Here is a 12,617-nt window from a genome sequence, read left to right as displayed (position 1 = left end):
CCGCCAGCGTTCAATCTGAGCCATGATCAAACTCTTCAATTTAAGTTTGATGCTCGTGAATTAAACTTCGTAATGAATTACGTATGTTCACTCAGAGACTTGGTATTCATTTATTGTCCGAAGACATTAAGAATCCATGTCACTTTGAGTGCCCACACAGATTGTCTGATAAATTGTTAAAGAGCAGTGCCGCTTCGCTTTTCGCAGCGGCGCGGGGTGTGCATATTACGCTTTCCCGCTTCAGAGTCAAGTGATTAATTTCGCTTTTCTCTGCTGACCCGGCGGCGTGTGTGCCGTTGTTCCGTGTCAGTGGAGGCGCATTATAGGGAGTTATTCCGACGTGACAAGCATAAAATACAAAAAACTTTTCGTTCGCTCACTTTTCAAACTTAACGCTTATTTATGTCGCGAATCGCCCGTTAAATGTGCGATTTCCCGCGCAAAACTGGCCACCTGCGACCAGTCGGTATAAACCACTTCTTTACGCGTATCGGTTTCACCCCCCGTCATCTTCATAATCAGGCGGATCATAAAGCGGTCATACCAGCGGTAGCGAGGGTAACGCAGCGCGCCGGCAAAGACGGCGCACAGGTCAGGCTGCCACGGCGAGCTGAGTAAAAACTTGCGCGTGTAGCTGTTGGTCTGCGGCGTACGCTTCTCGGCTTTACGTGCGACCAGGTTGACCGAGTAAAACGCACCAGGCAATTTGTTGAGCACCGCCGTGTGCTTTTTCACAAAGCGATCCAGCGCCGGATGGAAATGCCCGTAACGAATTGACGCGCCAATTACCACGCGATCGTACTCCTGCCAGGCAATCTGCTCCGCACGGTTCAGGTTCACCACATCCGAGTAAATACCCAGCTCTTTTAATTCCGATGCCAGATACGCGGCAATCTCGCGCGTTTGCCCGTCTCGCGTAGAGAACAGAATCAGTGTTTTCATCAACGGCTCCTTACTCGCGCCAGAATGTAGGGGTGAACAGCACCAGCAGCGTAAAGACCTCAAGACGACCAAACAGCATATTGGCGATGAGGATCCATTTCGCGACCGGGTTCATGCTGGCAAAGTTATCCGCCACAACGCCCAGGCCGGGCCCGAGGTTATTCAATGTTGCTACGACGGACGCAAAGGCGGAGAAATCATCCACCCCCGTCGCGATAATCGCCAGCATACTGACGATAAAGACCAGCGCATACGCCGAGAAGAATCCCCACACCGCTTCGAGGATACGTTCCGGCAGCGCGCGGTTTCCCAGCTTAATGCTGTAAACCGCGTTCGGGTGGACCAGGCGCTTCAGCTCACGGTTGCCCTGCTTAAACAGCAGCAGAATACGAATTACCTTCAGGCCACCGCCCGTAGAACCCGCACAGCCCCCGATAAATGCCGAGCATAAAAGCAGCACCGGCAGGAACAGCGGCCAGCGCGCGATGCTGTCGGTGGTAAACCCGGCGGTCGTCGCCATCGATACCACCTGGAAGAACGCCTGATTTAGCGTGGTCAGCGCGGAGTTGTAGACATCATGGAACCACAGCACCAGGGTACAGATGATCACCAGCGTAAGCTGGACGCCAATAAACATGCGGAACTCTGGGTCACGCCAGTACACCTTCAGGCTGCGCCCGCTCAGTAAAGAGAAGTGCAGACCGTAGTTACAGCCTGAAATCAGCAGGAAAATGGCAATAATCGTGTTAATCGTTGGGCTGTCGAAGTAGCCGACGCTGGCATCGTGGGTGGAGAACCCGCCGATAGCGATCGTCGCAAAGCTGTGTCCGATGGCGTCGAAAGCGGGCATCCCGGCAAACCATAGAGCCAGCGCACAGGCCACCGTCAGTAATACATAGATAAGCCAGAGGGTTTTCGCCGTCTCGGCAATACGCGGGCGCATTTTGTTATCTTTCAGCGGCCCGGGCATTTCAGCGCGATAGAGCTGCATGCCGCCAACGCCCAGAATAGGGAGAATAGCCACCGCCAGGACGATGATCCCCATCCCCCCGAACCACTGCAGCATCTGGCGATAAAAGAGAATGGCGTGCGGGAGAGAATCCAGACCCACCAGCGTCGTCGCCCCGGTGGTTGTTAAACCGGAGAACGATTCAAAAAAGGCATCCGTAATGCTCAGGTTAGGCTGTTCAGAGAAGATGAAGGGCAGCGAACCGACGCTCCCCAGCACCGTCCAGAACAGGACCACAATCAGAAATCCTTCGCGAGATTTCAGTTCACCTTTCTGACGACGGTTTGGCCACCACAGCAGCGAGCCGATCGCCAGCGCGACAAAGAAGGTCTGGGTAAATGCCCGCCCCGCGCCGTCCCGGTAGATAAGCGCCACCAGTCCCGGGAGAATCATCGTCCCGGAAAAGAGTATGACCAGCAGTCCAACGATTCGGGTTATGGCACGAAAATGCATCTCTGCCGCTTCCTTTGGTATTCAAAAAGTGAGGTGGGGATTATTCTTCAATCGGCAGCAATTGCAACGAACCACGACTAAAATCAGCCAATTTTGCTGAAAAAGCAGCCAGCTCCGCCTGCGGAAGCGCCACGCGTAATTGCACCATTGCCTGATATTCACTGTGCACGATGACGCCGTTAAACTGTTTGAGCAGCGTTTCAATGCCCGATAGCTGAGCGTAATCGCACAACAAAGTATATTCGGTGAGCGGCGTTTTGCGGATAGTTGTGAGCATATTCAGTGCCTGCTGAACTCCGCCGCCATAGGCTTTTACCAGCCCACCCGTGCCTAACAGGATGCCGCCGTAGTAGCGCACCACCACGGCGGTAATTTCACCCACGCCGCTGCCCATCAGCTGCGAAAGCATGGGTTTACCGGCCGTGCCCGCCGGTTCACCGTCGTCGGAAAACCCCAGCTGTTGCGAATCATCAGGCGGCCCTGCCACCCACGCCACACAGTGGTGACGCGCGTCAGGATGCTCAGCCCGAACGGACTCGACAAACGCCTTTGCCGCCTCTACGCCGTCGGTATGCGCCAGCAGCGTAATAAAGCGGCTTTTCTTGATTTCCTCAACAAAGGTGACCGGTTCAGCCGGTATCAGCCAGCTTTCCATCAGGCCAGCTTCAGGTCTCGCGTCATATTCTCGATACCGTTTTCGTGAACCACCACGTTATCTTCGATGCGAATACCGCCAAACGGCTTCAGCGCGTCAATTTTTTCCCAGTTGAAGTGTTTGCTGAACTGGCCTTCACGCCACGGCACCAGCAGGGATTCGATAAAGTAGATCCCTGGTTCAATCGTCAGCACCATACGCGGCTCCAGAATACGGGTGCAGCGCAGGTAAGGATATTTAGACGGTGCCGCCAGGTGCGTCCCGGTGTCATCCTGCATAAAGCCCGCAACGTCGTGAACCTGCAGGCCCAGCGGGTGGCCGATACCGTGCGGCATGAATGGCCCGGTTAGATCGTTCTCGACCATCGCCTCTTCGCTCATGTCTTTCACAATCTGATGTTTACGCAGCAGTTTTGCGATGCGCTGATGGAACTGGATGTGGTAATCCACATAGCTGGTTCCCGCCTTCATGGTGCCAATCAGCGCCAGCTGTTCATCGTTCACGTCTTTAATCAGCTGCGCGAAATCGGTATCCGCATTCGCCGCCCAGGTACGGGTCAGGTCGGCCGCATAGCCGTTATACTCTGCCCCTGCGTCCAGCAGGAAGCTGCGCATTTCCGACGGAACATGATGATCCAGTTTGGTGTAGTGAAGCACGGACGCGTGCTCGTTCAGCGCGACGATATTGCTGTACGGCACGTCGGTATCACGGTGGCCCGTCGCGGTCAGATAGGCCTGATTGATGTCGAACTCGCTCATCCCCGACTGGAACGCTTCGTGCGCGGCACGGTGGCCATTCACCGCCGTTTTTTGCGCTTCACGCATGCAGTAAAGTTCGTAGTCGGTTTTATATGCGCGGTAATAGTGCAGGTAATCCAGCACCCCTTTCGGATTGAGTTTGTCTGCCGGAATATCCAGACCCAGCGCGCGCTCCGGAACAGGGCCAATGTAGCCGATGTTGCCTCGCGCGGCAGGCAGCTGGCTGCCAATGCCGTCCGCTTTCGGCAGTGCAATCACATCAATCTCTTCCGTCCAGAAAGAGGTCGGCAGCGGTTCTACGTTGTGCCAGTAATCGACCGGCAGGTAGAACCACAGTTTCGGCTTGTTCACGCCGTCTACCAGCAGCCAGCAATTTGGAACCTGAGTCACCGGCACCCAGGCTTTGAACTGCGGGTTCACCTTAAACGGATAAGCGTGGTCATCCAGAAAGGTATTCATCAGCTCGCCGGAGTGGATCAGCAGCGCATCCAGCTTAAAGCGGGCCAGTACATCGCGGGTACGTTCCTGTAGGGTAACGATATGATTTTTATAAAGCGAAGCCAGTGAGTCCATCATTCTTCCTTTCGTTTTTTTGACCTCAAGTCATCGCATCTTAGCACACCTCACTCCGGCTGCGTGATTTCCACTGACCGTGATCAATGCAGCATTTTCTTAATGAGTAATTTGCATTTTATTAACACAAATCCCACACTCCGTTTCATCTGGTATGACCAGATCCAATTGCTGGATTCAGGAGACTGACATGCTCTACAAAGGCGACACCCTGTACCTCAACTGGCTGGAAGATGGCATTGCCGAACTGGTGTTCGATGCTCCCGGCTCAGTGAACAAGCTTGATACCGCGACGGTGGCCAGTCTTGGCCAGGCGCTGGATGTTCTTGAAAAACAACCTGAATTAAAAGGGCTGCTGCTGCGTTCGAACAAAGTGGCCTTTATTGTCGGTGCCGATATCACCGAGTTCCTTTCGCTGTTCCTGGTCCCGGAAGAACAGCTGAGCCAGTGGCTGCACTTTGCCAACAGCGTCTTTAATCGTCTGGAAGATCTGCCTGTCCCGACCATTTCCGCCGTTAACGGCTACGCGCTGGGCGGCGGCTGCGAATGTGTACTCGCGACCGACTACCGTCTGGCGACGCCGGACCTGCGCATCGGCCTGCCGGAAACCAAGCTGGGCATCATGCCGGGCTTTGGCGGCTCCGTGCGTATGCCGCGCATGCTGGGTGCCGACAGCGCCCTTGAGATCATTGCCGCAGGTAAAGACGTCGGCGCAGAACAGGCTCAGAAAATCGGCCTGGTCGACGGCGTCGTGAAGCCAGAGAAACTGGTTGAAGGTGCACTCGCCATTCTGCGTCAGGCCATAAACGGCGATCTCGACTGGAAAGCCAAACGCCAGCCGAAGCTGGAGCCGTTAAAACTCAGCAAAATTGAAGCCACCATGAGCTTCACCATCGCCAAAGGCATGGTGATGCAGACGGCGGGTAAACACTACCCGGCACCGATCACGGCGGTGAAAACCATTGAAGCGGCTGCCCGTCTCGGACGCGATGAAGCGCTGAAGCTCGAAAATAAGAGCTTTGTCCCGCTGGCGCACACCAATGAAGCCCGCGCGCTGGTCGGTATCTTCCTCAACGATCAGTTCGTGAAGGGTAAAGCCAAGCAGCTGACCAAAAACGTTGAGACGCCAAAACATGCGGCGGTACTCGGCGCCGGCATTATGGGTGGCGGCATCGCTTACCAGTCCGCCTGGAAAGGCGTGCCGGTAGTGATGAAAGACATCAGCGAGAAATCCCTGACGCTGGGCATGACCGAAGTGGCCAAGCTGCTGAATAAACAGCTGGAGCGCGGAAAAATTGACGGGCTGAAGCTTGCAGGCGTGATCTCCACCATTCAGCCCGTGCTGGAATACAGCGGTTTCGACCGCGTGGACGTAGTAGTCGAAGCCGTCGTCGAGAACCCGAAAGTCAAAAAAGCGGTGCTGGCAGAAACGGAAGACAAGGTTCGTCCTGAGACCGTGCTGGCCTCTAACACCTCCACCATTCCAATCAGCGAACTGGCGAGCGTGCTGAAGCGTCCGGAAAACTTCTGCGGGATGCACTTCTTCAACCCGGTACACCGTATGCCGCTGGTCGAAGTGATCCGCGGGGAAAAAACCTCTGACGAAACCATTGCTAAAGTGGTGGCGTGGGCAAGCAAGATGGGTAAAACACCGATCGTCGTTAACGACTGCCCGGGCTTCTTCGTCAACCGCGTGCTGTTCCCTTACTTCGCAGGCTTCAGCCAGCTGCTGCGCGACGGTGCGGACTTCCGCAAAATCGACAAAGTGATGGAAAAACAGTTCGGCTGGCCGATGGGCCCGGCGTATCTGCTGGACGTGGTCGGCATTGATACCGCCCACCACGCTCAGGCGGTGATGGCGGCAGGCTTCCCGCAGCGTATGCAGAAAGATTATCGCGACGCCATTGACGCACTGTTTGACGCCAACCGCTTCGGCCAGAAAAACGGCCTGGGCTTCTGGCGCTATAAAGAAGACAGCAAAGGCAAACCGAAGAAAGAAGAAGATGCCGCGGTGGATGGCCTGCTGGCTGAAGTCAGTCAGCCGAAACGCGACTTCTCCGACGATGAAATCATCGCCCGGATGATGATCCCGATGGTCAACGAAGTGGTGCGTTGCCTGGAAGAAGGCATCATCGCCAGCCCGGCAGAAGCCGATATGGCGCTGGTATACGGCCTGGGCTTCCCTCCGTTCCACGGCGGCGCGTTCCGCTGGCTGGACACGCTCGGCAGCGCCCGCTATCTCGATATGGCTCAGCAGTATCAGCACCTCGGCCCGCTTTATGAGGTGCCGGAAGGGCTGCGTAACAAAGCGCGCCATAACGAACCCTACTACCCAGCAGTTGAGCCAGCCCGTCCGGTTGGCGAGCTGAAAACGGCTTAAGGAGTCACAATGGAAAAGGTTGTCATTGTTGATGCGATTCGCACCCCGATGGGCCGTTCAAAAGGCGGTGCATTCCGTAACGTGCGTGCGGAAGATCTCTCCGCGCATCTGATGCGTAGCCTGCTGGCGCGTAACCCGGCGCTGGATCCTGCTGCGCTGGACGATATCTACTGGGGCTGCGTGCAGCAGACCCTGGAGCAAGGTTTCAACATCGCCCGTAACGCGTCGCTGCTGGCGGAGATCCCACATTCGGTTCCGGCCGTCACCGTGAACCGCCTGTGCGGTTCATCAATGCAGGCGCTGCACGACGCGGCGCGCATGATCATGACCGGCGATGCGCAGGCCTGCCTGGTGGGCGGCGTTGAGCACATGGGCCACGTGCCGATGAGCCACGGGGTCGATTTCCACCCAGGCATGAGCCGTAACGTGGCGAAAGCCGCGGGGATGATGGGTCTGACCGCCGAGATGCTCTCTCGTCTGCACGGCATCAGCCGTGAAATGCAGGATGCCTTTGCCGCGCGCTCTCACGCTCGCGCATGGGCGGCGACGCAGTCCGGCGCCTTTAAGAATGAGATCATCCCGACCGGCGGTCACGACGCAGACGGCGTACTGAAGCAGTTCAGCTACGACGAAGTCATCCGCCCGGAAACCACCGTAGAAGCGCTTTCTACTCTGCGCCCGGCGTTTGATCCGGTCACCGGTACGGTAACGGCAGGTACTTCATCGGCGCTGTCAGACGGTGCCGCCGCGATGCTGGTGATGAGCGAAAGCCGCGCCCGCGAGCTGGGCTTAACCCCTCGCGCTCGGGTACGTTCGATGGCGGTCGTGGGCTGCGATCCTTCAATCATGGGTTACGGCCCGGTTCCGGCCTCGAAGCTGGCGCTGAAAAAAGCGGGATTAACCGCCAGCGACATCGACCTGTTTGAAATGAACGAAGCGTTCGCCGCGCAGATCCTGCCGTGCATTAAAGATCTGGGGTTAATGGAGCAGATCGACGAGAAGATTAACCTCAACGGCGGCGCGATCGCCCTCGGTCACCCGCTGGGCTGCTCCGGAGCGCGTATCAGCACAACGCTTATCAATCTGATGGAACGCAAAGATGCCCAGTTTGGTCTGGCAACGATGTGTATCGGGCTGGGTCAGGGTATCGCGACGGTGTTTGAAAGAGTGTAAATCAGGAAAAGTATCTCAAAGCCAATGGCGTCAGAACAAGGCGGCAAGCGAGCGAATCCCGATGAGCTTACTCAAGTAAGTGATTCGGGTGAACGAGCGCAGCCAACGCAGTTATGGCGTCATTGGCGAAGAGAGACAGTTTAGTTGCCGTTCTTCCCGCCTGTCAGGGGCGGGTTTTTTATTTAAATGAAGGCAAACGCATCGCCAAACAGGCGGTCTTCACGCGCGTCACGTTCGTTGCAGAACAGGTCGCGGGCAATTTTCGCCATCTCAAAACGGCCAGCGATATAGATATCGTGCCCTGCCAGCGTGCCATGATCCTGCAGCACCGCCGTCAGCACCGTCCCGCTGCGACCACGCCAGCCCTCTTCCGGCTGCTCAACCACCGGCTCAATGCGCAGGTTAGGATGGGTTACGCTCAGCGCTTCCAGCTCGGACAGGTCGTACAGATGTTTCTCTTCGCGGCCACCCCAGTAAATAGTGATGTCACGGTCCGGGTTACGCGCCAGGGCGGTCAACAGAATAGAGCGCACATAAGAGAAGCCCGTACCGCCAGCGATCAGGATCAGCGGACGGTCTTCATCATCGCGCAACCACGCATCGCCGTGCGGAATATCCACCACGATTTCACGTTCCTTCAGGATCCGATCCATCACCGCCATCGCATACAGGTTAAGCTCTGACGCACCAATATGAAGCTCAATAAATTCCTGCTCCGCTGGCGTTGAGGCCATAGAGAAAGGACGCTTATCACGCTCATCCATCACAACCATCAGGTACTGACCGCGCGGAAAGAGAATGGCGCTTCTGGCACTAAACGGACGCGATATACGGTGTCGGTGATGGCATCTACCGAGGTCACTTTACAGCTTAAGGTTGTCATTCGCTCTCTCTGTCGGGAAGTCTATAGGGCTTAACGGTTAGCTCATGGTTTACCGTTATTCATTATGGCCAGCTCGTCCCAGATCGCGTCAATTCGCGCGGTCACTGCAGGATCTTTTTTGATCGGGCGACCCCATTCACGGTCGGTTTCGCCAGGCCATTTATTTGTGGCATCCAGTCCCATCTTTGAGCCAAGACCGGAAACCGGCGAGGCAAAATCCAGGTAATCTATCGGCGTGTTTTCGACTAACACCGTATCGCGCGCCGGGTCCATTCGCGTGGTAATGGCCCAGATTACGTCATTCCAGTCGCGGGCGTTAACGTCATCATCGCAGACAATAACAAATTTGGTATACATAAACTGGCGCAGGAAAGACCATACGCCCATCATCACGCGTTTAGCGTGACCAGGATACTGCTTCTTCATCGTGACCACCGCCATGCGATACGAGCATCCTTCAGGCGGCAGATAAAAATCAACAATTTCCGGGAACTGCTTTTGCAGGATCGGCACAAACACTTCATTCAGCGCCACGCCAAGCACCGCCGGTTCATCCGGTGGACGTCCGGTATACGTGGAGTGATAAATCGCATCTTCACGCTGCGTAATGTGCGTCACGGTAAACACCGGGAAGTTATCCACTTCGTTGTAATAGCCAGTGTGGTCGCCGTAGGGGCCTTCTGGCGCCATTTCACCTTGCTCGAGGTAACCCTCCAGCACAATTTCCGCACTGGCCGGAACTTCGAGATCGTTAGAGATACACTTCACGACTTCGGTTTTCGTTCCGCGCAGCAGGCCTGCAAACGCATATTCAGAGAGCGTATCCGGCACGGGCGTGACGGCTCCCAGAATGGTGGCCGGATCGGCGCCTAAGGCGACAGACACCGGGAAACGTTCCCCCGGATGCGCGGCGCACCACTCCTGGAAATCCAGCGCGCCGCCGCGATGCGACAGCCAGCGCATGATGAGTTTATTCTTGCCAATCAGCTGCTGGCGGTAAATACCGAGGTTTTGCCGCTCTTTGTGCGGGCCGCGCGTAACGGTCAGCCCCCAGGTGATCAGCGGAGCGGCATCTTCAGGCCAGCACTGCATGATAGGGATTTTGGTCAGATCAACCGCATCGCCTTCCAGCACTTTCTGCTGGCACGGCGCACCGCGCAGGCGTTTGGTGGGCATGTTCAGCACCTGCTTAAACTGCGGCAGCTTGTCGAACAGATCGCGGAAGCCTTTCGGTGGCTCCGGCTCTTTCAGAAACGCCAGCAGTTTACCGACTTCACGCAGCGCAGAGACGTCTTCCTGCCCCATTCCCAGTGCAACACGACGCGGTGTACCAAACAGGTTGCACAGCACCGGCATGGAGTAACCTTTCGGATTTTCAAACAGTAATGCGGGGCCACCGGCACGCAGGGTGCGGTCAGCAATTTCTGTCATCTCCAGATAAGGATCGACAGGAAGTGTAATACGTTTGAGTTCACCCTGCTTTTCCAGCAGCGTCAGGAAGTCGCGGAGATCGTGGTATTTCATGCAGTTAATCATGGCCTCTCTGTAAGCGCTTCATTATACGGCGTAAGCCTGCTTGATGCTGTAATTTTGTTAAATAAGCGTGAACTTATGCGCTCTGTTCCATTTTCCCCCATTATAATCAACTTAGCGATCCCGCCAGGGTTTTGATATGCTTGCGCCCCGAACTAAGGGAAAGAGTGATTATGCAGGCCTGGTATTTACTGTATTGCAAACGCGGGCAACTTCAGCGCGCGCAGGAACATCTTGAACGTCAGTCTGTAAATTGCCTGACACCCGTGATCACGCTTGAAAAAATGCAGCGCGGGAAGCGCACAACCGTCAGTGAGCCGTTGTTCCCGAACTACCTGTTTGTGGAGTTCGACCCGGAAGTCATCCACACCACCACCATCAGCGCAACGCGCGGCGTCAGCCACTTCGTTCGTTTTGGTGCACATCCGGCAACGGTTCCGTCGACGGTCATTCATCAGCTGTCGATTTATCAACAGCCCGAAGGGATCACCGACCCCGAAACTCCTTACTCGGGCGATAGCGTCGTGATTACCGAAGGCGCTTTCGAAGGCCTGCAGGCGATTTTTGCCGAGCCGGACGGGGAAGCGCGCTCTATGCTGTTGCTCAATCTGCTGAACAAGCAGGTGCTGCAGAGCGTTAAAAACACCGACTTCCGCAAACTTTAAACGTTTATCCCGAACAAATTACGCACGTTGTCATCCGTCTGCGCCGAAAGCCAGTGCGGATCCTCTCCGCGCCACTTCGCGACGCTCTCAACAATGTGCCCCAGATACGCGGGCTCATTTCGCCGCGATGCCGGTTTGGGTTTCATATCGCGCGGTAGCAGATAAGGCGCATCGGTTTCAAGGAGCAGCCGGTCAGCCGGGATTACCGGCAATAGCTCACGAAGTTCAAGCCCGCGGCGCTCATCGCACACCCAGCCGGTAATACCCAGATAAAGCCCTCGCTTCAGGCAATCCAGCGCTTCCTGCCGTGAACCGGTGAAGCAGTGCAGCACCGCGCCGGACAGTTTCTCCAGCCACGGATCCAGAAGTGCCAGGAAACGCTCATGCGCGTCGCGGCAGTGCATAAATACGGGCATTCCAAGCTCTGCTGCCAGCGCAAGCTGGGCAGTAAACGCCTTTTCCTGCTCTTCAGGCGTGGAAAAGTTACGATTGAAATCGAGACCGCATTCGCCGATCGCCACAACGTCTGGCGTCTTTGCCAGCCTGTACAGGGTGTCGCCACTTTCCGCGGTCCACTGGCTGCTGTCGTGAGGATGCACGCCAGCAGTAGACCAACAGCGATCGTAGCGTTGCGCCAGCTGCTGCGCCTGCTCGCTCTCATGCAGGTTGGTGCCCGTCAGCAGCAGTCCTTTCACCCCGGCGGCAAACGCACGCGCAACCACCTCATCACGATCTTTCGCAAACTGCGAGCTGGTCAGGTTGAGTCCGATATCAAACATGCAAATCCCCATATAACAACCGCCCTGACGGGCGGCTGGTTTTACTCTTCAGTGGTCTTGTCGGACGTATCGTCTTCGTCATCCGCTCGACGTCCTTTACCCACGTAGAAACGCGAGAAGAAAACGCCGACCTCAAACAGACAGTACATCGGTATGGCCAGCAGCGTCTGCGAGAACACATCCGGCGGTGTCAGAAGCATACCGACAACAAAAGCGCCCACAAGGATATACGGACGCTTCTTACGCAGGTCATCCGGGGTCGTTACTCCTACCCAGCAGAGCAGCACAATGGCCACCGGCACTTCGAATGCCACGCCAAACGCCATAAACAGCGCCATCACAAAGCTGAGGTAGCTGGCGATATCCGTCGACACCTGGACCCCTTCCGGCGCGGTATGCGTCAGGAAGCCGAAGGCCAGCGGGAAGACAACGAAATAGGCAAACGCCATGCCGATATAGAACAGCAGCGAGCTGGACACCAGCAGCGGGATCACCAGCTTGCGTTCATGCTTATACAGCGCGGGCGCCACAAACGCCCACACCTGGTAAAGAATGACCGGCGCAGAAGCAATCAACGACACCCAGAAGGTCAGCTTGATGGGGGTAAAGAACGGCGAAGCAACGTCTGTTGCAATCATCGTTGCGCCCAGCGGCATCTGCTTGATCAGCGGCGCAGAGACCACCTGATAGATATCGTTGGCAAAATAGACCAGGCACAGGAATATGAGTAAAACCGCAATAATGCAGTTTAACAGGCGCTTACGCAGCTCAATGAGGTGCGTAATCAGCGGTTGAGTATCATCTACTGCCATGT

General features: G+C 56.0%; 10 protein-coding genes and 1 pseudogene. 3 read left to right on the top strand and 8 right to left on the bottom strand.

Annotated elements, in window-relative coordinates:
- Positions 1-396: 396 nt before the first annotated feature.
- Genes hemG through pepQ form a run of 4 tightly spaced genes read right to left on the bottom strand, consistent with a single transcriptional unit; the run spans position 397 to position 4,390 of the window.
- The gene (hemG, locus tag ACZ6J2_RS21095) at positions 397-942 is read right to left on the bottom strand and encodes a menaquinone-dependent protoporphyrinogen IX dehydrogenase (RefSeq protein ID WP_029739672.1); all 546 of its coding nucleotides are present in this window, start codon (positions 940-942) and stop codon (positions 397-399) included.
- A 10-nt stretch (positions 943-952) separates the two neighbouring features.
- Positions 953-2,404 (bottom strand): Trk system potassium transporter TrkH, encoded by a 1,452-nt coding sequence (gene trkH / locus ACZ6J2_RS21090; RefSeq protein WP_023309600.1) that lies wholly within the window; start codon positions 2,402-2,404, stop codon positions 953-955.
- Positions 2,405-2,444: 40 nt separating this feature from the next.
- Positions 2,445-3,059, bottom strand: coding sequence for an IMPACT family protein (locus tag ACZ6J2_RS21085; protein ID WP_471726577.1), 615 nt, complete (start codon positions 3,057-3,059; stop codon positions 2,445-2,447).
- Complete coding sequence (gene pepQ, locus ACZ6J2_RS21080; protein ID WP_471726578.1) at positions 3,059-4,390, bottom strand: Xaa-Pro dipeptidase; 1,332 nt, start codon at positions 4,388-4,390, stop codon at positions 3,059-3,061. Before pepQ ends, ACZ6J2_RS21085 begins: the two co-directional genes overlap by 1 nt.
- A 190-nt stretch (positions 4,391-4,580) precedes the next feature.
- Between pepQ and fadB the strand changes: the two genes are divergently transcribed.
- Both fadB and fadA read left to right on the top strand, forming a co-directional pair.
- Complete coding sequence (gene fadB, locus ACZ6J2_RS21075; protein WP_471726576.1) at positions 4,581-6,770, top strand: fatty acid oxidation complex subunit alpha FadB; 2,190 nt, start codon at positions 4,581-4,583, stop codon at positions 6,768-6,770.
- A gap of 9 nt (positions 6,771-6,779) precedes the next feature.
- Positions 6,780-7,943 carry an acetyl-CoA C-acyltransferase FadA gene (gene fadA, locus ACZ6J2_RS21070; RefSeq protein ID WP_008501515.1) on the top strand — a complete coding sequence of 388 codons (1,164 nt, stop codon included), beginning with the start codon at positions 6,780-6,782 and terminating at the stop codon, positions 7,941-7,943.
- 182 nt (positions 7,944-8,125) lie between these two features.
- Here fadA and fre read toward each other — a convergent pair.
- Positions 8,126-8,826 (bottom strand): annotated as a pseudogene (gene fre / locus ACZ6J2_RS21065) (NAD(P)H-flavin reductase).
- A 42-nt stretch (positions 8,827-8,868) separates the two neighbouring features.
- On the bottom strand, positions 8,869-10,359 hold the full coding sequence (ubiD, locus tag ACZ6J2_RS21060) for a 4-hydroxy-3-polyprenylbenzoate decarboxylase (RefSeq protein WP_161496003.1): 1,491 nt from the start codon (positions 10,357-10,359) through the stop codon (positions 8,869-8,871).
- 173 nt (positions 10,360-10,532) lie between these two features.
- Here ubiD and rfaH point away from each other — a divergent pair, with 173 nt between their 5' ends.
- Complete coding sequence (rfaH, locus tag ACZ6J2_RS21055; RefSeq protein WP_033146887.1) at positions 10,533-11,024, top strand: transcription/translation regulatory transformer protein RfaH; 492 nt, start codon at positions 10,533-10,535, stop codon at positions 11,022-11,024.
- On the opposite strand, the gene tatD is transcribed toward rfaH, so the two are convergent.
- On the bottom strand, positions 11,021-11,803 hold the full coding sequence (gene tatD / locus ACZ6J2_RS21050) for a 3'-5' ssDNA/RNA exonuclease TatD (RefSeq protein ID WP_471726575.1): 783 nt from the start codon (positions 11,801-11,803) through the stop codon (positions 11,021-11,023). The genes rfaH and tatD overlap by 4 nt on opposite strands.
- Before the next feature lie 41 nt (positions 11,804-11,844).
- Entirely contained in the window at positions 11,845-12,615 is a 771-nt protein-coding gene (tatC, locus tag ACZ6J2_RS21045; RefSeq protein WP_023309607.1) for a Sec-independent protein translocase subunit TatC, read from the bottom strand.
- Positions 12,616-12,617 lie beyond the last annotated feature (2 nt).

This window comes from Enterobacter sp. E14S, assembly GCF_055666685.1.
This window is presented reverse-complemented; position numbering and strand designations above follow the sequence as displayed.

Bases quoted from the DNA above. Each gene is read 5' to 3' on its own strand.
- hemG (WP_029739672.1), bottom strand. From the start codon at position 942: ATGAAAACACTGATTCTGTTCTCTACGCGAGACGGGCAAACGCGCGAG.
- fadA (WP_008501515.1), top strand. From the start codon at position 6,780: ATGGAAAAGGTTGTCATTGTTGATGCGATTCGCACCCCGATGGGCCGT.
- tatD (WP_471726575.1), bottom strand. From the start codon at position 11,803: ATGTTTGATATCGGACTCAACCTGACCAGCTCGCAGTTTGCGAAAGAT.
- tatC (WP_023309607.1), bottom strand. From the start codon at position 12,615: ATGGCAGTAGATGATACTCAACCGCTGATTACGCACCTCATTGAGCTG.
- pepQ (WP_471726578.1), bottom strand. From the start codon at position 4,390: ATGGACTCACTGGCTTCGCTTTATAAAAATCATATCGTTACCCTACAG.
- fadB (WP_471726576.1), top strand. From the start codon at position 4,581: ATGCTCTACAAAGGCGACACCCTGTACCTCAACTGGCTGGAAGATGGC.
- ACZ6J2_RS21085 (WP_471726577.1), bottom strand. From the start codon at position 3,059: ATGGAAAGCTGGCTGATACCGGCTGAACCGGTCACCTTTGTTGAGGAA.
- rfaH (WP_033146887.1), top strand. From the start codon at position 10,533: ATGCAGGCCTGGTATTTACTGTATTGCAAACGCGGGCAACTTCAGCGC.
- trkH (WP_023309600.1), bottom strand. From the start codon at position 2,404: ATGCATTTTCGTGCCATAACCCGAATCGTTGGACTGCTGGTCATACTC.